This window comes from Zhongshania aquatica (genome assembly GCF_027257955.1).
Classification (GTDB): Bacteria; Pseudomonadota; Gammaproteobacteria; order Pseudomonadales; family Spongiibacteraceae; genus Spongiibacter; species Spongiibacter aquatica.
In genome coordinates, this window is the sequence record NZ_JANZNQ010000003.1 from 158,760 (window position 1) to 185,632 (window position 26,873).

Annotated in this window: 24 protein-coding genes; 3 read left to right on the forward strand and 21 right to left on the reverse strand. The window is 49.2% G+C overall.

The genetic code is table 11. The annotated features are described in order from the left end of the window. Position 1: 1 nt before the first annotated feature. The 9 genes from O9X78_RS04100 to O9X78_RS04140 all read right to left on the reverse strand — a co-directional run bounded on the left by O9X78_RS04100 (position 2) and on the right by O9X78_RS04140 (position 9,288). Positions 2–622 (reverse strand): alpha-ketoglutarate-dependent dioxygenase AlkB family protein, encoded by a 621-nt coding sequence (locus O9X78_RS04100; RefSeq protein ID WP_269618340.1) that lies wholly within the window; start codon positions 620–622, stop codon positions 2–4. Continuing rightward, a complete protein-coding gene (gene murB / locus O9X78_RS04105) occupies positions 622–1,629 on the reverse strand; it encodes a UDP-N-acetylmuramate dehydrogenase (RefSeq protein WP_269618341.1) in 1,008 nt (335 codons plus the stop codon). Before murB ends, O9X78_RS04100 begins: the two co-directional genes overlap by 1 nt. Then, positions 1,626–2,111, reverse strand: coding sequence for a low molecular weight protein-tyrosine-phosphatase (locus tag O9X78_RS04110; RefSeq protein WP_269618342.1), 486 nt, complete (start codon positions 2,109–2,111; stop codon positions 1,626–1,628). The genes murB and O9X78_RS04110 overlap by 4 nt, the downstream gene beginning before the upstream one ends. Beyond that, positions 2,111–2,899, reverse strand: coding sequence for a 3-deoxy-manno-octulosonate cytidylyltransferase (gene kdsB / locus O9X78_RS04115; RefSeq protein ID WP_269618343.1), 789 nt, complete (start codon positions 2,897–2,899; stop codon positions 2,111–2,113). Before kdsB ends, O9X78_RS04110 begins: the two co-directional genes overlap by 1 nt. A gap of 73 nt (positions 2,900–2,972) precedes the next feature. Beyond that, positions 2,973–3,956: a tetraacyldisaccharide 4'-kinase gene (lpxK, locus tag O9X78_RS04120; RefSeq protein WP_269618344.1), complete on the reverse strand. Its 984-nt coding sequence runs from the start codon at positions 3,954–3,956 to the stop codon at positions 2,973–2,975. Beyond that, positions 3,957–5,759 (reverse strand): lipid A export permease/ATP-binding protein MsbA, encoded by a 1,803-nt coding sequence (gene msbA, locus O9X78_RS04125; protein WP_269618345.1) that lies wholly within the window; start codon positions 5,757–5,759, stop codon positions 3,957–3,959. It lies immediately after the preceding gene. A gap of 28 nt (positions 5,760–5,787) precedes the next feature. Beyond that, on the reverse strand, positions 5,788–6,219 hold the full coding sequence (locus O9X78_RS04130) for an ExbD/TolR family protein (protein WP_269618346.1): 432 nt from the start codon (positions 6,217–6,219) through the stop codon (positions 5,788–5,790). Continuing rightward, on the reverse strand, positions 6,216–6,854 hold the full coding sequence (locus O9X78_RS04135; RefSeq protein ID WP_269618347.1) for a MotA/TolQ/ExbB proton channel family protein: 639 nt from the start codon (positions 6,852–6,854) through the stop codon (positions 6,216–6,218). Before O9X78_RS04135 ends, O9X78_RS04130 begins: the two co-directional genes overlap by 4 nt. 64 nt (positions 6,855–6,918) lie before the next feature. Beyond that, entirely contained in the window at positions 6,919–9,288 is a 2,370-nt protein-coding gene (locus O9X78_RS04140; RefSeq protein WP_269618348.1) for a DNA internalization-related competence protein ComEC/Rec2, read from the reverse strand. 106 nt (positions 9,289–9,394) lie between these two features. Between O9X78_RS04140 and O9X78_RS04145 the strand changes: the two genes are divergently transcribed. Continuing rightward, complete coding sequence (locus O9X78_RS04145) at positions 9,395–9,922, forward strand: DUF2062 domain-containing protein (RefSeq protein ID WP_269618349.1); 528 nt, start codon at positions 9,395–9,397, stop codon at positions 9,920–9,922. 4 nt (positions 9,923–9,926) lie between these two features. On the opposite strand, the gene O9X78_RS04150 is transcribed toward O9X78_RS04145, so the two are convergent. Genes O9X78_RS04150 through O9X78_RS04160 form a run of 3 tightly spaced genes read right to left on the reverse strand, consistent with a single transcriptional unit; the run spans position 9,927 to position 13,147 of the window. After that, entirely contained in the window at positions 9,927–11,153 is a 1,227-nt protein-coding gene (locus tag O9X78_RS04150) for a lipoprotein-releasing ABC transporter permease subunit (protein WP_269618350.1), read from the reverse strand. Continuing rightward, entirely contained in the window at positions 11,153–11,869 is a 717-nt protein-coding gene (gene lolD / locus O9X78_RS04155; RefSeq protein ID WP_269618351.1) for a lipoprotein-releasing ABC transporter ATP-binding protein LolD, read from the reverse strand. Before lolD ends, O9X78_RS04150 begins: the two co-directional genes overlap by 1 nt. A gap of 30 nt (positions 11,870–11,899) precedes the next feature. Continuing rightward, positions 11,900–13,147, reverse strand: a complete 1,248-nt coding sequence (locus tag O9X78_RS04160; RefSeq protein WP_269618352.1) for a lipoprotein-releasing ABC transporter permease subunit — start codon at positions 13,145–13,147, stop codon at positions 11,900–11,902. A 139-nt stretch (positions 13,148–13,286) separates the two neighbouring features. Between O9X78_RS04160 and O9X78_RS04165 the strand changes: the two genes are divergently transcribed. Then, positions 13,287–14,408 (forward strand): 3-deoxy-7-phosphoheptulonate synthase, encoded by a 1,122-nt coding sequence (locus O9X78_RS04165; protein ID WP_269618353.1) that lies wholly within the window; start codon positions 13,287–13,289, stop codon positions 14,406–14,408. A gap of 63 nt (positions 14,409–14,471) precedes the next feature. Here O9X78_RS04165 and nqrM read toward each other — a convergent pair whose 3' ends face one another. From nqrM to O9X78_RS04210, 9 genes are all read right to left on the reverse strand, one after another. Continuing rightward, positions 14,472–14,705 (reverse strand): (Na+)-NQR maturation NqrM, encoded by a 234-nt coding sequence (gene nqrM, locus O9X78_RS04170; RefSeq protein WP_269618354.1) that lies wholly within the window; start codon positions 14,703–14,705, stop codon positions 14,472–14,474. 1 nt (position 14,706) lies between these two features. Beyond that, positions 14,707–15,768 (reverse strand): FAD:protein FMN transferase, encoded by a 1,062-nt coding sequence (locus O9X78_RS04175; RefSeq protein ID WP_269618355.1) that lies wholly within the window; start codon positions 15,766–15,768, stop codon positions 14,707–14,709. Further along, positions 15,728–16,951 (reverse strand): NADH:ubiquinone reductase (Na(+)-transporting) subunit F, encoded by a 1,224-nt coding sequence (gene nqrF / locus O9X78_RS04180; RefSeq protein WP_269618356.1) that lies wholly within the window; start codon positions 16,949–16,951, stop codon positions 15,728–15,730. The genes O9X78_RS04175 and nqrF overlap by 41 nt, the downstream gene beginning before the upstream one ends. A 24-nt stretch (positions 16,952–16,975) precedes the next feature. Further along, positions 16,976–17,584: an NADH:ubiquinone reductase (Na(+)-transporting) subunit E gene (gene nqrE, locus O9X78_RS04185; RefSeq protein WP_269618357.1), complete on the reverse strand. Its 609-nt coding sequence runs from the start codon at positions 17,582–17,584 to the stop codon at positions 16,976–16,978. Next, on the reverse strand, positions 17,584–18,249 hold the full coding sequence (locus O9X78_RS04190) for an NADH:ubiquinone reductase (Na(+)-transporting) subunit D (protein WP_269618358.1): 666 nt from the start codon (positions 18,247–18,249) through the stop codon (positions 17,584–17,586). The genes nqrE and O9X78_RS04190 overlap by 1 nt, the downstream gene beginning before the upstream one ends. 3 nt (positions 18,250–18,252) lie before the next feature. Continuing rightward, on the reverse strand, positions 18,253–19,020 hold the full coding sequence (locus O9X78_RS04195; protein ID WP_269618359.1) for a Na(+)-translocating NADH-quinone reductase subunit C: 768 nt from the start codon (positions 19,018–19,020) through the stop codon (positions 18,253–18,255). Continuing rightward, a complete protein-coding gene (locus O9X78_RS04200) occupies positions 19,013–20,212 on the reverse strand; it encodes an NADH:ubiquinone reductase (Na(+)-transporting) subunit B (protein WP_269618360.1) in 1,200 nt (399 codons plus the stop codon). Before O9X78_RS04200 ends, O9X78_RS04195 begins: the two co-directional genes overlap by 8 nt. A 3-nt stretch (positions 20,213–20,215) precedes the next feature. Continuing rightward, positions 20,216–21,556: a Na(+)-translocating NADH-quinone reductase subunit A gene (locus O9X78_RS04205; RefSeq protein ID WP_269618361.1), complete on the reverse strand. Its 1,341-nt coding sequence runs from the start codon at positions 21,554–21,556 to the stop codon at positions 20,216–20,218. Positions 21,557–21,787: 231 nt separating this feature from the next. Then, positions 21,788–23,179, reverse strand: a complete 1,392-nt coding sequence (locus O9X78_RS04210) for a glyceraldehyde-3-phosphate dehydrogenase (RefSeq protein ID WP_435056044.1) — start codon at positions 23,177–23,179, stop codon at positions 21,788–21,790. Between the two features lie 233 nt (positions 23,180–23,412). Here O9X78_RS04210 and mfd point away from each other — a divergent pair, with 233 nt between their 5' ends. After that, positions 23,413–26,859, forward strand: a complete 3,447-nt coding sequence (gene mfd, locus O9X78_RS04215) for a transcription-repair coupling factor (RefSeq protein WP_269618363.1) — start codon at positions 23,413–23,415, stop codon at positions 26,857–26,859. Positions 26,860–26,873 lie beyond the last annotated feature (14 nt).

The window sequence follows — 26,873 nt, forward strand, 5'->3', positions numbered from 1 at the left end:
CTTATTTTATCTCGCTAGACGCTAATTCATTGCCAGTAGTCACTAAGTTTCTAAAAGTGATATTAATGCGCCCTTGGACCACACCACGACGTACCGGCAAGGCATGCTGCCAGTGCTGCTGTGTTGGGGGCAACATCACAAGCAGTGACCCCGAACCAAGACAAAGCTTCTGCATTTTACCCCCGCCGACTTTTGGCTTAAAACAAAAGTCGCGCTCCGCCCCCAAACTGACAGAGGCGATACAGGGTGACACTCCCAACTCAGGTTCATCATCGCTGTGATAACCCATACAGTCATTGCCGTCGCGGTAATAATTTAATAGCGCGCAATTAAAATCGTAAGCGGTATCGCGCTGTACCTGATCCCTTAGGCATTGTAGCGAGTCAGGCCAAGGCTCGGTGGCATGACTTAGTCCACTATATTGATAACGTAAACCGGGATTACCGACAAAACTCACCAAGCGAGGCGTGACATGTTGGCGGCCATAAACCGTAACTAATGGTTGCTGCCAGTTGATGCCGTCACGAAGCGCGGCAAAAAGTACCTCTGGGTGTGGCACGTATTCAGAATAATAATCTAGACCACCGCCTTCCAATGGGATATGTTGAACACCCGCAAACATCAGTAAACCCGGGGTTCTATTTCTAAATTCACACCGTAATTGGCAAACACATCGGCTTGAATCTGCGCGGCAAAATGCAAAATATCTGCGCCACTGCGGCCATCGTAATTCACGAGCACAATCGCCTGATTCGGATGAATACCCACACCATCGGCGCGCCGCCCTTTCCAACCAGATTGATCAACCAACCACGCTGCGGCAAGCTTCACCTGACCATTTGGCATTTGCCAATGCGCCAAAGCGGGATACTGCCTGAGTAAATCGCTCGCTTTTTCTGCAGAGATCAGGGGGTTTTTAAAGAAACTACCGGCGTTCGGATCACGGCGATAATCAGGTAACTTTTGAGCACGAATCGCAGCGACGGTCTCTGCTATCTGCTCTGGTGTTGCGCGCTCTGCATCCGTCAACTCAGCCCGAAGGGCCGGATAACTCAATTCAGGTTTGGGAATAACACTTAAACGCAGAGACACGGAGGTAATAATAAAACGGTCTTTGAGGGCATGCTTAAACACGCTATCGCGGTAGCCTAGCTCGCAATCTTCCGCGCTTAATCTTCGAATGACACCATGCTGACAATCCCAGCCGGACACCGACTCAAGTACGTTAGAAAGCTCGACGCCATAGGCGCCTATATTCTGAATGGGCGCAGCGCCGACCGAACCGGGAATAGAAATCAAATTTTCCAAACCGTACCACCCCTGAGCAAGGCAATAGCACACCAGTTCATTCCAATTTTCGCCAGCCGCAGCTTCGACAATTCTGTCATTGCCATCCACTGAACACGCGATTCCACGCATTGCCAAACGGATGAGCAGACTATCTATATCACCAGTAAAGACCGTGTTACTGCCGCCCCCAAGAATAATCGGCGCTTGGCCTCGTGCCCGAGCGAACTCTAAGGCATTCTGCAATTCCTCAATATTGGTAACATCAGCGAAATACTTGGCAGTAGCGGGAATACCCAAGGTATTAAAACTACGTAAGTCTACATCCTGCAATAACTTCACTGCTCCGAGACTCCGGCACCTTTGATGGTCTCTAACAGGCCACGGGCACCATCTTCAACTAACTCCAACACCGTTTCAAAGCCGTCTTCGCCACCGTAATATGGATCGGGCACTTCTCGCTTCCACGACGATTCCGCAAAATCCAAAAACAGTGAAACATGACAGTTGGACTTGTCACCTGCCATAGAACGCAAATCTTTGAGATTGCTCTTGTCCATGGCTAATACGTAATCAAAATCGTGAAAGTCCGCACCGGTTACCTGACGCGCGCGCAAATGGGATAAGTCGTAACCCCGCTGCTTGGCCGCTCGCTGGGTGCGCTCATCCGGTGGACGACCAATATGCCAGTCGCCGGTGCCCGCAGAATCGATTTCTATTTTGTCTTGCAGACCTGCATCCGCAACCAGCTTTTCAAAGACGCCGTGGGCGGTCGGTGACCGACAAATATTACCTAGACACACAAATAGAACCTTGGTTGTCATCAGGCTTTGCCTGCCAAATAGGCTCGCACGGCATTTAAGTCTGCCTCGGTGTCTACACCACCGGGAATATCAACACAGGCCGTTTGTATGTGGATACGCACGCCATTTTCCATCGCGCGCAGTTGCTCAAGTTTTTCAACACGCTCTAACATGCCCATAGGCCACGTGACGAACTGATGCAGAAAACCAACTCGATAGGCGTAGATACCAATGTGCCGCATAAATGGGGCATGCGACGGCAGCAGATCTTCGCTATTTGTATCGCCATTACCTTGGTCATCCGCCCATTCATCTCGGCACCACGGCATGGGCGCGCGACTAAAATAGAGCGCATAGCCTGCGAGGTCCGATACAGCTTTTACGGCATTGGGATTAAATACTGTTGTCTTGTCGGTAATGGCTTCGCCAAGGGTAGCAATGCCCGCCTGTGAGTTCAGCGCGAGATTGTTCGCTACTTGGCCGATGGCTTCTTTGGGGATTAATGGCTCATCGCCCTGCACATTTACAACAATAGCATCATCTGCCAAACCAAGCTTTGTCACTACCTCCTGCAAGCGGTCTGTGCCAGATTCATGGGTCGCCAAAGTCATCACGACTTCTGCACCAAAACCGAGGCAAGCATCGAAAACCCGCTGGTCTTCAGTCGCGATCACCACCCGTGACGCGTCGCTTTCTTTAGCCCGCTCCCAGACATGCTGAATCATCGGCTTACCGGCAATATCCATAAGGGGTTTGCCAGGTAAACGACTAGATGCGTAGCGGGCGGGAATGATAACGGTGTACGACATACAAACTCCGAGCGAATCGTCGTGCTTAGCGTGAATTAAATTACGTCAGCAGAATTAATAGTGTTGGATTAGATCAAGGCGCGGGCAGACGCTCAAGTAGTTTTGCAAATTCAGCGAAGAATGCCGTATCAATATCGGCATCGACAGGCAGCGACCACGTATTTTCTAATGCAAATGGCGCGCATTTTACCGCATCTTTCTCTGTCATTATTACTGGATGAGTATCGTCAAAACTCACGTCTACAGATCTAAAGGCATGGTGGTCAGCAAAGGGATGCTCAATAACATCAAATCCCTTGTTACGCAGCGCGGTAAAAAACCGTGATGGGTTACCAATACCTGCCACAGCGTGAATACGTCGCTGACTCTCCGGCCAATCGCATAAATCGCATTTTTCGCCGCTGACCAAGTTCAGCGCGGTGTCACCCGTCAGCGTCATGGTGTAACCCACGAGTGTATCGCTGCCACCATTGATAATGGTGAGATCAACCGTGCTCGCTCGCTCAATTGGCTCGCGCAATGGGCCGACGGGCAAACAATAGCCATTGCCAAAGCCGCGCTGACCATCAACTAATAAAACTTCGATGTCCCGCGCCAAACGATAATGCTGCAAGCCGTCATCGCTAATAATGATGTCGCATTGCTGCTGTTCAACAAGTAACGTTGCCGCCGCAAGACGGTCTGGGGCAATTGCCACCGGCAGGCCACTGCGACGTGATATCAGACAAGGTTCATCGCCTGCCATACTTGGAGTGGAATTTTCATCGAGTAGATAGGGATAATATGGCGCTTTACCGCCGTAGCCACGACTTACAATGCCGACGCGGAAACCACGATTCCGGCAAAACTCAGCCAATGCCAGCACTGCGGGGGTTTTACCGCTGCCGCCAACACTGATATTACCCACCACAATGACTGGAGCACCGCAGGACCGAGACGTAATGACGTAACGCCGTAAACTAGCAACGACGCGAAACAAGACCATGAGTGGCAATAACAGTAGCAGCCACGCTGGACGGCCGTACCAAGCAGCATTAATCCGCTGCTCTACTGACATTTACTGCTCCTCAAAATTCTTGTTATAAAGTTGAGCATAACGCTTATTCAGGGCGAGCAACTCCTGATGATTCCCCTGCTCCATCACCCGTCCCGATTCCATTACAACAATATGATCGGCATTCTCAATAGTAGAGAGACGATGCGCAATAACAATGGTCGTTCTGCCTTTCATTACCTGCTCCATCGCTTGCTGAATATGATTTTCAGCTCGATTATCTAAGGCAGAAGTTGCTTCGTCGAAGATAAGTATCGGGGCGTCTTTCAAAAACGCTCTCGCAATCGCTAAGCGCTGGCGCTGGCCACCCGACAACATAACGCCGTCTTCACCAATCATGGTATCTAAACCATTCGGTAATTGGTCTATAAATTCAATCGCATGGGCTGCTTCCGCCGCCGCCCTCACCTGCTCACGACTTGAACCGGCCATTTTCCCGTAGGCAATATTATTAAACACCGTATCGTTAAAGAGTGTGACCTGCTGGGTAACCAAGGCCATTTTCCCGCGAAGGTTTTCAAGTGTGTAATCCCTAACGTCAACGCCGTCTAAAAGAATATCGCCCTCGGTATGATCATAAAATCGAGAAATCAAACTCACCAATGTCGATTTACCCGAACCCGACAAGCCGACAAGTGCCAGAGATTTACCCGCCCCCACACTCAAACTCACGTCGCGCAACACTTTTTCGCCGCCTTCTGCGTAGGCGAAACTCAAGCCCTTTATCTCGATATCGCCCTTGGTCGTTTCACTGACATAGGTGCCGGTATCTTTTTCTTGATCTGTATCGATGAAGTCGAAAATATCCTCAGCGGCAGCCAAGCCTTTTTGTATAGTGCTACTCACATCGGCAAGTTGACGCATTGGCTTGGGCAAAAACAGGGCGGCAGACAAATACGCAACAAAGGCGCCCGGTGACATTTCGCCACCTAATCCAAGGGCAATCCAAACGAGTACGCCAGTAGCCAGTACAACCGGAAATTGTATAACGGACGGGCTAATCGCGTTATAAAACGCCATTTTAATGTTCTGTGAGCGGTTCCGACTGCTAGCCTCATTAAAGCGTTTATTCTCGTAACTGATACCATCGTATAAGCGAATTTCACGATAAGCACTTATGGATTCATTGGTAACCTGATTCACGTCACCCATGGCATTTTGGATCTTTTTACTTATTTTGCGGAATCGTTTGCCTACCCAGTACACAATCAACGCAATGATTGGCAAGGCGAGGAAAAACACCATGGTGAGTTTCCAGTTGCTATAAAGTAAAAACATAATTAAACCAATGGCGAAAGTTCCTTCACGCAAAACCACTTTCGTCGCATTCACGGCTGCGCCGGTCACCTGCTCAACGTTAAAGGTGATTTTAGAAATCATTACGCCACTGGAGTTTTGATCATAGTACGTGCTGGGCATATACAGCATTTTTTGAAAAAGCTCGCACCGCAAGTTGTGCACTAAACTATGCGAGACGATGGCAATGAAATAGTTACCAGCGAAATACCCGAGACCTCGAACAACACCGAGGATGACCATCATAACGACAATCCAAAGACGCGCATCACTCAGTACAAAGTCATCGCCGCCCAACGCCCACATAAACTTGGCGGACAGACCACCATCGCCTTTCGCCATATTGCCGCCAATATAGTCGACAATTAGCTGCATCATATCGGCAAGTAAAACCTGCACACCTGAAAAAACAGAGAAGCCTAATACGCTAAACAAAAACATCGCCCACATCGGCAATACATACTTTAGTAGCCGTCCGTATATCGCGAGATCCGACTTATCATTACTCATAATGCTAGGGGTGTCCTGATACTAATAATTACTGATCAACAGAATTTGTTTCTGGATCTTGGGTGCTGAGACTAAGTTTTGCAAAGCCAAGTCTTCCGGCTGCATCCATTGCAGTAATCACAGATTGATGAGGGCTTTTTGCATCTGCTGTAATAATGACGGGTAAGTCACTATTTTCCGTCGCCACATCACGCATTGCGGCCATCAACGCTTCAATGGTATGCACAGCCAGAGGACGTTCATTAACACGATAATGCCCAGATGCATCGACCACGACCTCTAACACATCTCCTTCTTGCACCGCAGGTTCACCCTGAGCGTTTGGGAGTTCAAGGTTCAGACGGCTTTCTTTGGTGAAGGTTGTCGACACCATAAAAAATATTAGAAGTAAGAAAACCACATCGATCAGCGGCGTTAAATTTATTCCGCCATCGTCTACCCTCTGCCGTTTGAATTTCACGACCCTTTCCCTGCCGACGTATCTTTTATTTGGACTTCGCCGTGCATCGCATTAATCAGTTTGATCGCGTCTTGCTCCATCGTGACCACGATTTCGTCAATTCGACGTAGGAAATAGCGATGCATTACCAGCGCGGGAATAGCAACGCAAAGACCTGACGCCGTGGTAATAAGCGCCTCGGATATACCGCCCGCGAGTACACCAGCATTTCCTGTGCCCTGCACCATGATTTCAGTAAAGACCCGAATCATACCTAAAACCGTACCCAGCAAGCCCAACAAGGGCGCAACGGCGGCAATAGTGCCCAGAGCGTTTAAGTAGCGTTCCAAATCATGAATTATGTGAGAGGCCGTATCTTCAATACTCTCTTTCATTATTTCGCGGCCGTGTTTCGCATTCGCTAAGCCGGCGGCTAAAATCCGTGCCAGTGGTGAGCCTCTGCGCAATTCCCGCAGTTTCTCCGCATCTAGCTGTTTATTTTGCAACCAACCCCAGACTTGATTAAGTAAGCTTCTGGGCGCGACTTTATCGGGATTCAGTTTAAGAAAGCGATCAACGCAGATAGCCATCGCGATAATCGACGACACAATAATGGGCAACATTAGCCAGCCGCCAGCCTTCACCAATTCCAGCACATTCAATCCCTTCAATTTTTATGTGGGAGCATTATACGTAGTGAATGCCAGCGTAAGAAGTGAATCAACGCCTTGAATTCAAATTGCTGCAATTTTCCTTGCTAGAATCCGGCGAACTTGACCCATCATTCCAGTAATAACGCCTACCGCCCCATATTCGATCGAGTTCAACACCCTCTTCACCCAAGCGAAATCGAATAGACCCATGCTGGGCCGTAGACCAGCATCTTGCTCCCGCCTGCTGATAGCGTTGGGTTATAGCGCCAGTGGGATGACCATAGTGATTATTCATGCCCGCAGAAAAGACAACATGCTCTGGCGCTACCGCTTTTATAAATTCCATGTTCGAAGATGTATTACTTCCATGATGGGGCGCGATGAGCAACGCTGCTCTTATGGGCTGACCGCTGGCAACAAGATAGCGCTCAACATCATCTTCAATATCTCCTGTCAACAAAACGGATGTACCACCGGCTGATACCTGCAAAACACATGAGGCGTTGTTTCCGCGTAATTGATTTAATTCAGAGCCATCAGCCTGATTGTGTAAAAACTCAAAGCGCACGCCGTCCCATTCCCAAGCGCTAAAGGTATTGCATGGTAAGGCATACGGGAAATCGACAATCGCCTCTCCTAACCGCAATTCATCCGCTTCAATTTCTTTTAGCAGAGCATCAGCGGCGCCAGCGTGGTCGCGGTCGGCATGACTTAGCACCAGCATATCTAATGTTGCTAATCCGAATCGACGCAACGCAGGTACGACCACTGCATCTGCGGTATTAAAACCACTATCAAAATCGGGACCGACGTCGTACAAAAGTGTTCTTGTTTTGGTCTCAATCAAAACCGACAAGCCCTGTCCAACGTCTAATGTAGTTACCCAAACACTCCCCTCACGGGGTCTCGGTATAGGGGCCATCATAATTGCGATCAACAGGGGTAAAGCAAGCCATTTGGCTGGCATACCACGCGGCAACATCATCACTAATATCGCGACACTTCCTAGCACTAGGCCAATGGGCGACATAGCAATAAATAGCTGTGGAAAAATATCAGCTGCGAATGACAGCCCCTTCAGCAACACTTCCAGAACCACGTCAGCTGCATGCCAGCAAAGATCTGAGAGAGCTGCTGAAACGCCATTTAGCAGTAGTCCGCAAAACAATAGCGGCAAAACGAGCATAGTGACGAGTGGAATTGCAATTAAGTTCACAGGGAAGCTAATAGGATTTAAGCCATAACCCCACACCATCAGTAAAGGCATTAAGCCGAGTAAAACTAAGCACTGAGAATGAAATATGCCCGAGTAAAAATGACGATAGCGGCGCCCCTGCAGGGCAAACAGCAATACACCAACCGCAGCAAAGGACAAACTAAATCCCGCGCGATGAGGTGCCAGTGGGTCGATGATTAATACCAACAACATCGCCATCGCGTAAATCAACCAGACGGACACCGTTCGGCGCATACAAAAAGCCAATGACGCCACTATCGCCATCACCAACGCGCGCTGAGTCGGGACGGAAAACCCAGCCAAGGCGGCGTACCCCGTAGCGAAAATCACACCCAAACCCGCGCCGATAAAAAGACTGTTACGGCCTGGTAAAAACACGCCAATGAAGCGTCCGAACAAGAAGCCCCACGCCAGTACAATACCAATATGCATACCAGAGATTGCCATTAAATGGCTCGTTCCGGTGCGTGAAAAAATCTGCCATTGCTGACGATCAATACCACTTCGATCGGCAAACAGCAGCGCTTTCATTATATTGTTGTGCCGATATACTTTTAATTCCTCGGCCAAACGCGCAAGCAGATGTTGACGTAGTCCGAAGGTAGGCAACGCAGACTGGCGCTGCAAATAGTCAAGCTGACCCACATTACGAACATAACCGGCGGCGGAATAGCCGCTGGCAAACATCCACCTACCGTAATCAAACGCCCCGGGAGACTGATAACCATGAGGCCGACGAAGACGCAGTGTGCCGAGAAACACATCACCGAGCTGAGGCGGTGATTCGTCGTACCAATTCAACTGAATTAGACCGCGCCGAAGATATGAATCTGGAATAATGCAGGCATTTTCCGACTGATCATTGCTGCAACGCAAATCTGACATGACTGCGTCGAAACGATAGTATGTTGAAAAGCCCTGCCTTTGTTCTGGAATAGTTTTTACCGTCACCACAGCGATGAAATCACCACCACTCATCGTGATTGGCAGTTGTTGCGCCACCCGCCAATGTCCGTAAAAACTCGCATAGCAAAGTGCAATAACAAACGCCAAAATTGTACTACTGCTGCGCGAGCGCAGAGCAAAATGAAGCGATAAAGCAAAACCAATTAGAGTGGCAATCGTAAAAAAGCTTGGTAGTACAGGTGAAAACGCGAGCGCAATAAACCCGACTATCGCTGCCGTCATCCGTGACAACATGCTGGAGTACCCCGGTAGAACCGTGCATAATGGCCGCCGCCCGTACCTTACCGGACCACGGAACGCTAATTTTTATCTGTCACAATCGTAAATTAGAATTGAACGGATGGCTCGTAAACTCTTAAAACGCTGGCTTCCAACGCCCGAAAAAATGCGCGAGCACCCCTCAGTTCGTGTTTTTGGCAGTCTGCTGCACGAGCCAAACCTCTGGCACCTCAATAGACGCTCGGTTACCTTGGCGTTCTTCCTTGGGCTGTTCATAGCATTTGTGCCAATTCCCACCCAAATGCTACTCGCCGCACTGGCAGCCATTGTATTTCGCGCGAACCTTCCCATCGCGGTCATGCTAGTTTGGATTACCAACCCAGTCACTATGCCTGCAATATTTTACTTCACCTATAAACTCGGCGCGCTGGCGATGGGGATCCCTCCGAATTCCTTCCATTTTGAATTATCTTGGACGTGGCTAGCGGAAGAATTCACCTATCTATGGCGGCCATTAGTCCTCGGCTGTTTCCTTACCGGCCTGCTTTCTGGCCTCGTTGGCGCGGCCAGCATACATGTGCTGTGGCGAGTAAACGTTATTCGTCGCTGGAGAAAACGCCAGCAATCTCGTCTCGCCAGAAAACACTGATACCTCAACTACTTCGTAAGGCCTCGGCCGGCGCCATTCGAGATGCTCGCCACGCAGGATATATTGTCGCCAACAAACTCATGAAATAGGCCGTGGCGCAGACCGTCAACACATCCGGCACTCGCACGTCGGACGGTAAATAATTAATAGGATAGACGTCACTTTGCAATAATTTCAAATTAAATACGCTTTCGATACCGGCAACCAAATCACTCACCCCAAGAGCCAACAGTACGCCGACGACACCCCCAGCAGTCGCACCGACGGCACCGATCACCGCACCGTAGGTCAAAAAAATGCGTAAAATATCTCCTTGGCTCGCGCCCTGACTGCGCAAAATACCAATGTCAGCACGCTTATCGTTAACCACCATAACTAAGGTCGACACCACGTTGAATACTGCGACAGCGACCACAGCTAGCAACATAATCACCACTAATTTGCGCGACATCTGAATAGCGTGATACATATTACCGAATTGCTGACTCCAGTCCTTCAGCAGGTACTCTCTGCCGTGCACAGACGCTAATTCCCACGCAATTTGCGGCGCTTCAAAAACATCGTCAACCGATACTCTAAGCGACACGGGGGGCGCGTTCGCAAACAAGGATCGCGCCTCGTCGATATGCATTAGCATAAGCTGTTGATCTAATTCTGTACCTGTCGCAACGATAGCGGCAACATTCATTTGTACGAAACGAACATTTTGCCGCCCATCTGTCTGCGGGATGCCTAAGGTTAGGCGGCCACCAACATCGACATTCAACCTATCTGCTAAGGCTTTACCCAAAATAAGACCCGAACTGTCTTCATTTAAGATGTCTAAATTCACGTATTCTTGAATGCGAGAAACTCGTTTTTCAGCATCTGGATCGATACCAAAAAACACACTAGGCTCAACCGCCGCGCCTTTTATTAGCATGGCGTTACCCTGCACAAACGGTGCGGTGGCAAGCACACGTGGATGGCGTTCAACATCGGCCTGTAATTGCTGCCAATCACTTGACGATTGTTGGTTATACCAAGGCTGCAACGTGATATGCGGAACCAACGCCAATATGCGATTACGCATTTCACGGTCAAAGCCATTCATCACCGACAGCACGACAACGAGCAGTGCCACACCGAGAATCAAACCAACCATAGATAAACGCGATAAAAACGATACGAGCTGATTGCCAGAGCGGTCTGCGCTGTAACGAAAACCGATGTATGTGGCTAGCGAGCGCATTAGGCCGTCGCCTCACAAAGGTGACCGTTTTGTAAATTAAGCACCCTATCCATTCGTCCGGCCAAGGTTAAGTCATGGGTGACGATGACTAGGCTAATAGCCAGCTCTTTATTCAGTTCTAGCAACAGAGCTTGCACGGCTTCGGCATTGTCACCATCAAGGTTGCCTGTTGGCTCATCAAGTAATACACAGGCGGGCTCATTGACTAAGGCTCTCGCGATCGCAACACGCTGACGCTCACCACCCGATAGCTGTGCTGGCCGATGTTTTAGGCGGTGTCCTAAGCCGACACGATCTAAAAGTGTGGCAGCGCGCTCAAAGGCTATCACCCGCTTCTCTCCGCCAATAAGCAGCGGCATGGCAGCGTTTTCCAAGGCCGAGAACTCATTCAAAAGATGATGAAATTGATACACAAAACCAAGTTCACGGTTACGCAAACGACTGCGGTCACGGTCATTCATTGCTGCAATGTCACAACCGCGAACAAGGACGCGCCCCTGCGAAGGCACATCTAAACCACCAAGCATGTGCAGCAAGGTTGTCTTACCCGCGCCGGACGGGCCGACTATAGATATTCGCTCACCGCTGCCGATATCCAAATCAATATCATTTAAAATGGTGAGTTGCTCAGAACCCTGAATATAGAACTTACGTAATTTTCGGCAAGCCAGCACGGAGTCAGCTGGTATCGTATCCACAGAAACGGAATCTGGCATTACAGCTCCACTAGACATAAAAAATACTCACTATTCATAGCGCAGCGCCTCGGCAGGTTGCACCCGCGACGCTTGCCATGCTGGATACAGGGTTGCCAAAAGACTTAACAGCAAAGCAAAACCGCTCACAACTGCCACGTCAGACCATTGTAAAAAAGAAGGTAAATGGGTAATGAAATACACATCTGGATTAAATATTTTCAACCCACTTAACTGTTCTAGCCATGCCACCACATCACCCACTCTCATCGCCAGTGGCACGCCAATAATCAAACCGAGGCAAATACCAATAATACCCGTAGCCATACCGTAAACCATAAACGTGGCCATAATGGTTGCTGGCGTTGCGCCCATCGTGCGAAGTACTGCGATGGAACCACGCTTACCTGACACGGCCATACTGAGGATGGAAACAATATTAAAGGCCGCAATGAGCACAATAAAAAGCAAAAGCAGCCTTACCATTTGCTTCTCCATTTTGACAGCATGAAAAAGACTTCCCTGGCTCTCGCCCCAGGTAACCGCCACACTCCCCGCCGGCATCAATGCGGCAAGCTGGGGAAGTAAATCCGGGGCCGCAAACATGTCATCGAGCTGAATTCGCAGCCCCTCAACGTCATCGCCAAGCTGGTAAAGCCGCTGAGCATCGGCAATATGAATAAAAGCACTGCTGGCATCGAGTTGAGCGCCCGCACTAAACACGCCGACTACGCGAAACTGTTTTTCACGGGGGAATAAGCCGAAGGGAGTGACGGTCACCTTTGGGAGAATAACGGTTAGATCGTCGCCGACATTCACCCCGAGCTGACGAGCCAGAATATCGCCGAGAATAATCTCATACTCGCCGGCCGTGTCGCCGAGATAGTCACCGGCAACCATATGCTCTGCGACTGCCGACACAGAACGCTCTTGGGTAGGTTCAATACCGTATAAAGCCACACCCCGAAGACGCTTAAACGCCGACAACATAGCTTTACCACCCACATACGGCGCAACGCCTTTTACGCCATCGTTCTGGCTTAGCGCAGAAACGTATTCCTGCCACGCGGTTAAGCGCCGTTGCGGGCCTTCAATGTAGCCATGGGGAACTACCGATAATACACGCTGCTGTAGCTCTCTCTCAAAGCCATTCATCACCGACATCACAACAATCAGCGACACTGTGCCAATCAGCATACCGAGCAAGGAAAACCACGATACCAGCGACAGAAATCGATCATTGCCGGAAGCGCGATAAAAATAGCGAATACCAATACGTAAAAAAAGCGGAACTGCCATAGTGCTGATTACAAACGCCCAAGTTGTAAAACTGCGCCTATACTATCACTCAGGGCTTAAATTTTGCGCTGTGATCTTTACAATTATTCTACTGGAGCCGCGCACCCCAAATTACATCATTATTAGAGAGGACCAAGTAATGCTTTTGATACTCCATCCCGATATTCAGGAAAACGATCCAGCTTACGTTAAAACCCTCGCACATCTTAAGCAAATTTCTGGCGTTAGTTTAAAACACCATCAAGTTAACGGCCAAGAGCAGTTGCTCCACGAAATCTACCTGCTCGGAAATACCCACGCCATCAATATAGAAGATATCGAGGCGCTACCCGCCGTTGAAAAAGTCATCAGAATTTCTGAAGAATACCGTATTTTAGGGCGCCACAAAGATTTACAGCGCAAAACAGGATTTCATTACAAAGGACTCAATTTTGACCAAGACTCACTCCATATTTTTGCCGGCCTCTGCGCGGTAGACAACCCCAAACACGTAGAAGAAATGATGGTTGCACTGAAGGCCAACGGCCTTAACTGCACCCGAATGGGCGCCTATAAACCGCGCACCAATCCCTACGCCTTCCAAGGCCACGGCAAAGACTGCTTACCTTGGGTATTTGATTTAGCCGGTAAATACGGCATAAAAGTTATTGCCATGGAAGTGACCCACGAGAGCCACATGGCGGAAATAGACCAAGCCCTTCGCGACGCGGGTAATCCCTGCGGCGTCATTATGCAGATAGGGACACGAAATACCCAAAATTTCGAACTCCTTAAAGCCATTGGCAAGCAGAGTGAATACCCCGCGCTACTGAAACGCGGCTTCGGTATTACCCTCAGCGAATCTCTAAATGCCGCCGAATATCTGGCCAGCGAAGGCAATAGCCAGGTGATATTTTGTCTGCGCGGAATGAAGAGTGAATTCGGCGCACCGCACCGCAATATGGTGGATTTTGCTCAGGTGCCAACGGTGAAACGGCTAACTAGAATGCCAGTGTGCATTGACCCTTCACATTCGGTGGGCAGCCGAGACGTCGCGCCAGACGGCGTTCTTGAACTTTGCCACGCCACAGCACAAGGGGTTTTAGCCGGCGCAAATATGGTTTTGGTAGACTTCCATCCTGCACCACAAAAAGCACTGGTGGACGGCCCGCAAGCGCTAACCTTAAATGAATTGGATATTTTTCTAAAGGATATGGAGATTGCCAGAACAGCGTATTTGGCGAGGGTAAATGCGTGGAAAAATCACAGCGCTAAGGCGTAGGAGAAAAGACGATAAGAAGTAAAAACAGAAAATCACCGGCGGGCCAAAAGCCCGCCAATTAAATCAACTGGCATCGTAAAACTCAGTTTTTTTGCTCACCTGCCGAGACTTCTCACTTTCTTCGACACACTTGTTGGGGTCATTGCCGCAAAGATCACAAATATAGTCAGGGTCATTCAACGCCGCACCGACACCACCGCATGAACCCGCAATGGGTTTCCGCCCCATCAATACACCGATAGACATCGCGCCAACGATAAGGAGCATGACAATAATTGCTGCAAATATGGTAGCCATACTATTTCTCCGCTTGTTCCAAGTAAGGAGCAAAAGACGAGCTATAGCGACTGCTAAACCCGCTCTCCGTCTTTTCGATTAGGTAAACTGGGATATCTAATTGCTCAGCAAGTTCTATTGTTCTGTCGCCGCCGAGTACTGAAAAGGCCGTTGCCATAGCATCGGCAAATGCGCATGACGGATCAAGTACCGTCACCGACGCAAGATTATGGGTAATCGGTCGACCGGTACGGGGATCAATAGTATGCGAATACCGAACGCCATTTTCCTCAAAGTAATTGCGGTAATCGCCAGAGGTAGCCACACCAATATTGCCGAGTAAAATCGGCGTGGTTTTATCCATTTCTAGATCTGGACTTTCGACACCAATACGCCATTGATCCCCGCGAGGGCTCAGACCGGCAACCCGCATTTCACCGCCGATCTCAACCAAATAATCCGCGCTTCCCAAGGATTCTAACCACAGAGCAACTGCATCAACGCCATACCCTTTTGCCACGGCGGAGAGGTCTATTCGTAATGGCGCGCCCTTTCTCAATCTATGGTCAGTTAAATCAAGCTCGATACGATCAAAACCCACCTCTTCCAAGGCATGTTTAACCGCATTTTCATCGGGTTTACCATCGTGCTTTTCAGGGCCAAAGCCCCATAGATCTACCAGTGGGCCCACGGTGACATCAAAGGCGCCATTACTCAACCAACTCACCTCAACTGACAACACCAATATATCGAATAACATTGGAGTAATCTGACGCCACTCGCCCGCAGGCATCGCATTTAGTCGGCTAAGTTCAGAGTCAGGAATGTAGGTAGACGCAATTTGATTAAACGCCGCAAGACGTTCATCCAAAGCTTCCTTTAAGGCAGGCTCCGTCCAATCACCGGGATTACGCAGGGTGATATGGTAACTGGTACCCATGGTCATGCCACTGATGCGCAGAAACTCCTGCGGCGCAGGAGAACAGGCACTCAAAAGGAACAAAAGCAGCACTAAGGCTGCTTTTATTGGATAGCGAGACAAATTACCCACCGAAATCATCGAGGAGAATATTATCTTGCTCAACACCGAGATCTTCCAGCATTTTGATTACTGCTGAGTTCATCATTGGTGGCCCACACATGTAGAATTCACAGTCCTCAGGCGCATCGTGATCCTTCAGATAGTTTTCATACAAGACCTGATGAATAAAGCCTGTTTTACCTGTCCAATTATCTTCAGGTTGCGGATCTGACAACGCTAAATGCCACTCAAAGTTTTCATTTTCGGCAGCTAGCTTGTCGTACTCTTCAACATAAAAAGCTTCACGCATTGACCGTGCGCCGTACCAAAAGCTAATTTTACGCTTGGAGCTAAGACGCTTAAGCTGATCAAAAATGTGTGAACGCATTGGTGCCATACCGGCGCCACCGCCAACAAACACCATTTCCGCATCGGTTTCTTTGGCAAAAAACTCACCGAAAGGACCATATACTTTAACTTTATCGCCAGGCTTAAGACTGAACACCCAAGATGACATTTGCCCAGCCGGTAGCGACAAATTGTTCGGTGGCGGCGTCGCTGCACGAATATTGAATTTAACAATACCGCGCTCTTCCGGGTAGTTCGCCATAGAATATGCACGAATTACCGTCTCTTCCACTTTTGACTCTACATTCAAGAAGCCGAAACGTTCCCAGTCGCCTTTGTATTCCGCAGGAATATCAAAGTCAGAATATTTTACATGATGTGGCGGGCACTCTAACTGAACATAACCACCAGCGCGGAAATTTACATTTTCGCCTTCGGGTAATTTCAGCGTGAGTTCTTTAATAAATGTCGCAACATTGGGATTAGACTGAACGGTACATTCCCACTGTTTAACGCCGAACACATCTTCTGGCACCTCTATTTTCATGTCCTGCTTAACCGGAGTCTGGCAGGATAAACGCCAACCTTCGCGGGCCTCACGGGGGCTGAAATGCGCCTCCTCTGTGGCCAGCATAGACCCGCCGCCATCGCTAACGATACATTTACACTGTGCGCAGCTACCGCCACCACCACAGGCAGAGGCTAAAAATATGCCCTGCCCTGACAAGGTGCTAAGCAACTTGTCGCCAGCAGCAACGGTAATCGTTTTTTCGCCATTGATCTCAATAGTGACATTGCCGCTGCTTACCAGCCGCGAGCGTGCAAACAAAATTATGCACACCAGCGATAATACAATCGCGGTGAACATCGCCACACCGAGAATAACTACTGTATTCATTACAAGTTCTCCAGTTCGTCTCGGTTATAGATCAATGCCGCCGAAGGACATAAAGCCTAAGGACATTAATCCCACAGTAATAAATGTAATGCCCAAGCCGCGTAAGCCTTCTGGCACATCACTGTACTTCAACTTTTCGCGAATACCTGCCAAAGCAACGATTGCTAACGCCCAGCCAGTACCCGCACCGGCGCCATATACCACCGACTCCGAGAAATTGTAATCGCGCTCAACCATGAACAGCGAGCCACCCATAATTGCGCAGTTAACGGTTATCAGGGGTAGAAAAACGCCAAGCGCGTTATAGAGCGCAGGAACGTACTTATCTAGTACCATTTCCATGATTTGAACAATAGCGGCGATAACACCGATGTAGCTCAGTAAGCCAAGGAAACTTAAATCGACGTCAGGATAACCGGCCCACGCCAATGCGCCTTCGCGCAACAAGTGGTTATAAATAAGACTGTTTACCGGTACGGTCAGCGCCATAACTACAATCACCGCAATACCCAAGCCTATCGCAGCTTGAATCTTTTTAGAGATCGCCATAAAGGTACACATACCGAGGAAAAAGCTCAGCGCCATATTTTCCAGAAATACCGAGCGCACGAACAGGCTAATATAATGTTCCATTAAAAGGCCTCCTTAACACTGCGGCTATTCTTGGTGATCTTAAATTCAGCTTTTTCAACTTGCTCTTTTTTCACTGAGCGTAGTACCCAGATAAAAACACCAATCAAGAAGAAGGCACTTGGCGGTAGTAGCAACAAGCCGTTTGGTACGTACCAACCACCGTCGGTGACGACAGGCAGAATCTCATAGCCGAATAATTTACCTGAGCCAAATAATTCACGAACTACTGCAATACTAAACAGTACAACGCTGTAGCCAAGGCCGTTACCAATACCATCGACAAAACTCGCCACTGGCGGGTTCTTCATGGCAAAGCCTTCAGCTCGCCCCATAACGATACAGTTAGTAATAATCAAACCGACAAACACCGACAACTGCTTGCTGATGGCAAAGGCGTACGCCTTAAGCAACTGGTCAACCACAATAACCAGTGACGCAATAATGACCATCTGCACGATGATACGTATGCTGCCAGGAATCTGATTTCGAATCAGCGATACGCAGAAACTTGAACAGGCGGTAACCAAGGTCACCGAGATACACATTACTAGCGTAACTTTGAGGCTTGATGTGACCGCCAATGCAGAGCAAATACCCAGTATCTGCAGTGCAATGGGGTTATTTTGAAGAATCGGCTTAGTTAAGGCTTCTCTCATCATCGACATGGCTTATGCCTCCCCTGAGCGCAAATTGCTTAAGAATTTTTCGTAACCCAGCTCGCCCATCCAAAACCGCAATAGGTTGCTGACACCACGACTGGTTAAGGTTGCACCGGACAACGCATCTACTTTGTTAACGGCACCAGGCGTAGAGGCATCAACATTGCCTTTAACCAATTGAATAGCAACTTCACCATCGTCGTAAATTTCTTTACCCGGCCACAATGCCTTCCATTTTGGGTTATCGACTTCACCACCCAAACCGGGCGTTTCACCGTGTTCGTAAAACCCTAAACCGGCAACGGTATTAAAGTCGTTTTCCAGCGCTAAGAAACCGTACAAGGTCGACCATAGGCCATAACCGCGAACTGGCAGGATAACTTTATCGAAGTGACCTTCTTTGCCAATAAGATACACCATCGCGTAATCTTCACGACGTTTAATCTTAGCCAAGTCATCATCGCCCAAGGCAATCGACGTATCCGTGTCTTTCGCAACTTTAGATTGCTCGAAACCTTTCACAGGGATGTCATCGGTGAACTTGCCTGTGCGTAAATCAACGATTTTTGTCGTTACCTGTTCAAACTGCGTTTCAATGCTTTCGCCTGGAACCAAAAGGCCTGCTGCAGCCAAAATATTCGCTTTACGATCTAGCGCCTTATTAGCGACCTGCGCTGGTTTAAGCATTACTGCGGCACTGGCGACAACCAGCGCGCACACGATACAGAGTACTACGGCAACCAGCAGCGTTCTCTGTGTACTGTCGTTATTAGCCACGTGCCAACCTCCGCTTAATATTCGCTTGCACTACAAAATGATCTATCAACGGCGCGAACAGATTGGCGAACAGAATTGCCAACATCATGCCTTCTGGGAAAGCTGGATTCACGACACGAATCAACACCACCATGGCACCTATTAGCGCGCCATATACCCATTTGCCGGTATTGGTCATCGAGGCTGAAACAGGATCAGTCGCCATAAACATCATGCCGAAAGCGAAGCCACCCAACACCAAATGCCAATGCCAAGGCATTGCCATCATAAGATTGCTACCGCTAGCCACAGAATTAAACAGTGTAGACAGCGCGAACATACCGATCAGTACACCCGCAACAATGCGCCAAGACGCAATACCCGTCCACAGCAATACCGCGCCGCCGATAAAGATCGCCAATGTGGAAACTTCGCCCATAGAGCCGTGCATATTGCCAACAAAGGCATCCATCCACGTCATTTTCTGTTGCAGTACGGCCATACCGTCGCTCGCCACAACTGATAAAGGCGTTGCACCGGTGTAGCCATCAACCGCAGTCCAAACTGCGTCGCCAGACAATTGCGCCGGGTAGGCAAAGAATAAGAAAGCACGCCCCGCCAAGGCTGGGTTAAGGAAGTTTTTGCCCGTTCCGCCAAATACTTCTTTACCAATAACAACACCGAAACTAATACCAAGCGCAACTTGCCACAAAGGAATACTAGGTGGGCAAATCAGCGCGAATAAAATAGAAGTAACAAAGAAACCTTCGTTAACTTCATGTCCGCGCTTCATCGCGAATAAGACTTCCCAGAAACCGCCGACGACGAACGTCACCGCGTATACCGGAATGAAATACCAGAAACCGTGCCAAAAATTATCCCAAAGGCTGGTCGGATCGTAACCCGCCATCATGGAAATCATCACGTGACGCCAGCCGTCACCCGCTGCCAAACCAGTATCAAGCATGATCTGATTGGCCTGAAAACCAATATTCCACATTCCGTAGAACATTGCCGGGAAAGCACAGAACCAGACGGTGATCATGATTCGTTTAAGGTCAACACCATCACGAACGTGGGCGTTTGCCTTTGTTACCGACGACGGCGAATAAAAAATAGTGTCTGCCGCTTCATAGAGCGCATACCATTTTTCAAAGCGACCACCTTTTTCAAAATTCGGCTCGATATCATCGAGAAATTTTCTCAGGCCCATGATTTAACCCTCTTTCTCTATGCGGCTTAAATTGTCGCGGAGGATCGGCCCGAACTCATATTTGCCGGGGCAAACATAGGTACACAGCGCGAGGTCTTCCTCATCCAACTCTAAACAACCCAGTGTTTGAGCAACTTGGGTATCACCTACAATTAACGAGCGTAGTAATTGCGTTGGTAAAATATCCAACGGCATCACTTTTTCGTAAGCCCCTACCGGCACCATAGCCCGCTCGCTGCCGTTGGTATTGGTGGTATAGGGAATACGTTTCTTAAAAAACTGCGACAAATAAATACGTAGCGAAGAGTGCTTATTCGCGCCGGGCGATAACCAGCCCATAAACTCGCGATGATTACCCTCTTCTAGCACGGTAACCTGATTATGGTAACGGCCTAGAAACGCACCCGCGCCTCTTGCTGTTCTACCACCGAGCACCGAGCCTGAAATAACGCGATTATTTCCCGGTTTAATTTGTCCGGCACAAAGCTCTTCAAGGCTGACGCCAAGACGAGTTTCAATCAAACGTGGCCTCTCAACCTGCGGACCAGCCAGCGCCACAACGCGCTCAGTGCTCAGTTTGCCAGTGGTGAATAATTTACCGAAGGCAATGACGTCTTGATAGCCGATAGACCAAACGATCTTCGTCGCGCTTGCACCTTCCAAGAAATGGATATGCGTGCCAGCCAAACCCGCCGGATGAACTCCGCCAAACTCGGTTACGTGAAGTTGATCGTTATCTAAACTCGGAATATTGCTATTAGCAGCAACACACAGATGGACTTTACCGCTGGTTAAACGACACAGCAGTTCAAGGCCATTGGTAAAGTCAGCTTCTGAACGCGCAATAATAAGCGCAGGGTCAGCCGCCAATGGATGGGTATCAATAGCCGTGACAAAAATTGCAGCGGGGCTAGAACCGATTGTAGGAACTCGGCTAAAGGGGCGAGCACGCAAGGCCGTCCACAAACCAGACGCGACAAGATTTTCAGCAACCTGCTCAGACGTGAGCGTAGAGAGAGCCGACGCATCATACTTTGCAAAGGTTTCGTACTCATCTTCTTCAACATCGATGACCACTGACTGTAAAACGCGCTTCTCACCGCGATTAATCGCAGAAACAAGCCCCGTCGCAGGCGAGGTATACCGCACACCTTCGTTTTTCTTGTCAGTAAACAATACTTGACCGGTTTTAACCCGATCACCTGTTTTGACAGCCATGGTCGGCTTCATACCGTTGTAATCGAAACCAACCACCGCGACCGAACGAACTTTTGAGCCTGACTCGATACGCTGATCGGGTAAACCCGATATGGGCAAATCGAGACCCTTGGTAATTTTGATCATAAGGTTGCCTAACACTCTTATGGTTAAACGCGAAATTGCAAATCTGCGTAAATGGGGCGCGAAAGCACTCCGGAAATTCGTGGCAACTGAAACTGCAGCTGCACACTAAAAAACTGCGGCAAGTATAAAGACTCACCGAACTGCTTGCTACAGCAAGACCTACGATTAAGGCCAACTTAGCAAACAATTACGGTCAGGTCAGCTTGAGCTGCCCCAAACTGACCTAACAACTTACTCCTGAGGGTAAACCGCGTAATCGACGCCGGCCATCTGCTCTAGAATTCGGTGTACCTGACAGCTGTACCCAAACTCATTGTCATACCAGCAGTACAACACCGCACTTTTGCCGTTAACGATAGTCGCTTCGCTGTCGAATACACAGGCGTGACGTGAACCAACAAAATCACTGGACACAACTTCCGGAGAGTTAGAGTAATCGATTTGCTTACGCAGCGGCGAATGCAATGCCACGCGGCGCATAAACTCATTCAACTCTTCTACTGTCGTTTCAGTTTTTAAGTTCAGTTTCAAAATCGCCAATGACACATTCGGTGTAGGCACTCGAATTGCGTTGCCGCTTAACTTGCCCAGCAATTGAGGAAGTACTTTGCCAACCGCCTTCGCCGCACCAGTTTCAGAAATAACCATGTTCAATGGCGCACTGCGGCCGCGACGATCGCCTTTATGGTAATTGTCGATCAAGTTTTGGTCGTTGGTGTAAGAGTGGACGGTTTCTACATGGCCGCCCTCAACACCAAACTTATCGTCCAACACCTTCAGGGGTGGTGCGATTGCGTTGGTTGTGCAACTAGCTGCCGAGATGATTGTATCTGTCGGCAGAATTTCGTGGCTATTTACGCCGTGAACGATATTTTTCATATCGCCCTTGCCCGGTGCAGTCAAAATGACTTTAGAAATGCCGGGGCAGGCCAAATGTACCGACAAACCCTCTGAGTCACGCCACTTGCCCGTGTTATCAACGAGGATAGCATCGTTGATCCCGTACGCAGTGTAATCAACTTCGGATGGCGAATTAGAGTAAATCACCTTAACTTCAACACCGTTGGCCACAAAGGACTGACGATCTTCGTCTACACGGATCGTGCCGTTGAAGGGACCATGTACCGAGTCGCGGCGCAGCAGACTTACCCGTTTCACTAGGTCGTTCTCAGCACCACCGTGACGAACAACAACCGCTTTAAGGCGTAAATTTTCGCCGCCGCCCGCCTTTTCAATCAATAAGCGAGCAACCAAACGACCAATACGACCGAAACCGTACAGTACTACGTCACGCGGTGGACGAACCGGCTCCTTCGAGACGCCAATCAAGCCGCCTACTTGGCTGCGCACAAACTCTTCTACTGACTTGCCTTCCGCCTTGCCGGTTTCTTCATAGGCAACAGCAATACGACCCGCATCAATGTGCGCGGTACCGAGGTCTAACGTAGCTAATGCTTGAATAACGGGGAAGGTTTCGAACTCAGACAGTTCGTTTTGCTCTACCTGACGGACAAAGCGGTGGGCTTGCATAATGTCCAGAACCGAAAGATTTACCAGATTCTTTCCATAGATATAGGTTTTAACGTTGTTGCTGCGGTACAACTTACCAATTAGGGGAATCATCCCCTCTGCTAATGCTTCACGTTCTTTCCAGTCTGCGAAGTAATCATCAGGACGCTCACGTCTTCTTTCAGTCACGGTAGGATACCCTTTGCTTACGGGGAGAAAATTAGAGCGCGTATTATCTTTATTACTGCCTCTGAGTTCAACTGCTCAAGTCATTTCTAGCAATGTAATAACTACCACTTGCAGGTTACAATGCCCCGTTAACCTCTTAAAGAAGCTGAATCTCGACTGTGATTGAATTACCCGTCATCGTAAAACCACCTAAGGGCGGAACCCTTCATTGGGGTAAAGCGCCGGCCGCCAGCCACAGCTTAATTGCCGCAGAGTTAGCCAGAGCGTTAAATACGCCTGTTTTGCTATTGACGGTAGATACTGCCTCCGCCTACCAGCTTGAGCAAAACATACGCTTCTTTGCAGGGGATCTACCGGTAAAGTTATTGCCCGACTGGGAAACACTGCCCTACGATAATTTTTCTCCCCACGAAGACATTGTTTCTGAACGACTGCGCACCTTAAGTGAGCTTACCACTATGCGCAGGGGTATATTGGTCGCGCCGATCAGTACCTTAATGCAACGAATTGCACCGCCGGACTATGTCAGCAAGCACAGTTTACTGCTCGACGTTGGCCAAACCCTCGATATAGATCTATTTCGCCAACAATTGGAAAAAAGCGGTTATCGACACGTCGATACCGTTTATCAGCATGGCGAATACGCCAGCCGCGGCGCCATTATCGACGTGTTCCCCATGGGCAGCGAACTCCCCTACCGCATCGATTTACTCGATGAAGAAATCGACAGTTTGCGAAGTTTTGATCCAGAAACCCAACGCGGGATAGATTCGGTTAAACAAATCCGACTGCTACCAGGCAAAGAATTACCACTTGATGAAGATGGGATCGCCCTTTTCAGGCGTCATTGGCATGAACGTTTCAACGTTGATCATCGCAAATGCCCCATTTATCAAGATGTCAGCGATGGTATTGCACCCGCGGGAATAGAATACTACTTACCGCTATTTTTCGAACAAACCGGCACCCTATTCGACTACCTGCCAAGCAATAGCTGGCTGCTAAGTAATGCGGGCATCGAATCTGCCGCTGAACATTATTGGCAAGACATCCAACAACGTTATGAACAGCGCATTGGCGACATCCGTCGCCCTGTGCTTAGTCCATCTACGGTATTCCAAACCGTACCAGAGATATTTTCGCGCCTTAAGGACTATCCGCGAGTCACCATTAGTGAGGCGTCGCTACCCGAGTCTGCAGGCACGTTTAACTTCGGCGTTGCCACTGGGCCAGCGTTGACGATCGATAGCAAACAATCCGACCCTATTGCAGCACTTCGTGACTACTGCGCCGATCGCCGAGTATTGTTTTGCGCCGAATCTGCTGGCCGCCGCGAAGCACTCATTGAGCTTCTAAACCGCCACAAATTAAAAGCTAAATCCGTGGACGGATGGCGAGAATTTAGCAAAAGCAGAGACAGCATTAACATCACTGTTGCGCCGCTCGATGAAGGGATTTCAGTAACGCTGCCAACACCCTTCGCCCTGATCGCAGAGTCGCAGTTATTCGGGAAACGGGTATCCCAAAGTCGGCGGCGCAAAAAAGCCACCAATACCGCAGAAAATGTGGTTAAAAACCTGGCCGAATTGCGCATTGGCGCGCCCGTAGTACACGCCGACCACGGCGTTGGCCGATATTTGGGATTGCAAACGCTAAATATCGACAATCAGGCCAATGAATTCCTCAGTCTCGAATACGCAGACGGGGCAAAATTATACGTGCCGGTCACGTCCTTGCAGCTCATAAGTCGCTACAGCGGCGCCGATGACGAACTTGCCCCACTTCACCGGCTTGGTACCGAGCAGTGGAGTAAAGCGAAGCGTAAGGCCGCTGAAAAAATCCGCGATGTAGCCGCTGAGTTACTTGATATTTACGCACGCCGCGAAGCACGTCAGGGTCGATCCTTCGAGCTTAGTGATGAAGATTATTATGAGTTCGCCAATGCCTTTCCCTTCGAGGAAACACCGGATCAACAAACCGCGATTGAAGCGGTTATCGCAGATTTAAAGTCCATCAAGCCGATGGACAGACTAGTCTGCGGTGACGTTGGCTTTGGCAAAACAGAAGTCGCTGTGCGCGCGGCATTTGTGGCCGTACAAAATAATACCCAAGTCGCCATTTTGGTACCGACCACTCTACTCGCCCAACAACATTTTGAATCTTTCCGCGATCGCTTTGCTGAGTTACCGGTAAACATAGAGGTGTTATCGCGTTTTCGCGGCGCTGCGGAACAAAAAAGCGTTATCGCAGACCTCGCCGTAGGCAAAGTCGATATCTTAATTGGCACACACAAACTGCTTAGCAACGACATCGTCTATAAGAATCTTGGCTTGGTTATTATTGATGAGGAGCATCGCTTCGGCGTCCGCCAAAAAGAAGCCCTAAAAAACATCCGCGCCGAGGTTGACGTACTAACACTGACTGCGACGCCAATACCGCGAACGTTAAATATGTCGATGGCCGGCATCCGCGATCTTTCCATTATCGCCACACCGCCAGCCCGACGACTTTCTGTTAAAACCTTTGTTCGCGAATCCGACCCGGCCTTAATTAAAGAATCCATACTCAGAGAAATTCTGCGCGGCGGTCAGGTTTACTATCTTCATAACGAAGTAAAAACGATTGAGAAAACCGCACGGGATTTGCAAGACATGATTCCCGAGCTGCGAATTGGCGTCGGCCACGGCCAAATGCGCGAGCGCGAACTCGAACAAGTTATGAGCGATTTTTATCATAAACGTCACAATGTTTTGGTGTGCTCAACCATTATTGAAACAGGTATTGACGTTCCCAACGCGAATACTATTATTATCGACCGCGCTGACAAATTTGGTCTCGCCCAACTACACCAGTTGCGTGGCCGCGTTGGTCGCTCTCACCACCAAGCTTACGCCTATTTATTAACTCCGCCGGCCAAGCAATTAACCGGTGACGCAGAAAAACGCTTAACCGCTATCAGCGAGGCAGATGACCTTGGCGCAGGCTTTACTCTTGCCACCCAAGACATGGAAATTCGTGGCGCTGGTGAACTGCTCGGCGAAGGCCAAAGCGGTCAAATACACACCATCGGCTTCACGCTGTATATGGATATGCTAGACCGCGCCGTGCAGGCGATAAAAGCGGGTAAGAAAATTGATTTAGAACGCAGTGATGCCGACCACATTGAAGTAAACTTACGCTTACCCGCACTCATACCAGACGATTATCTGCCTGACGTGCAAAGCCGTCTCATGCTCTACAAACGTATTGCCGGAGCAAACAGCGAGAATGCGTTGCGTGAGCTACAAGTAGAAATGATTGATAGGTTTGGTTTGCTGCCTAATCAAGTGAAAAACCTGTTTCGCTGCGCCGATCTTCGTTTGCAGGCGGTAGAACTCGGACTAAGTAAAATTGAAGCATCGTCGATATCCGGCCGTATCGAATTCGCCGAAGACACCAAAGTGGAACCCTTAAGCTTGGTCAAGATGGTACAGTCTGCCCCCGCGACCTACCAACTCGACGGCGCAACGGCACTGAAATTTAAACAGCCGATGGAAGACCCGATAGCGAGATTTGAATTTATCGAATCACTGCTAGTGAAACTAGCGCCAACTCGAAAGAATTGAGATAGTCTGCCGTT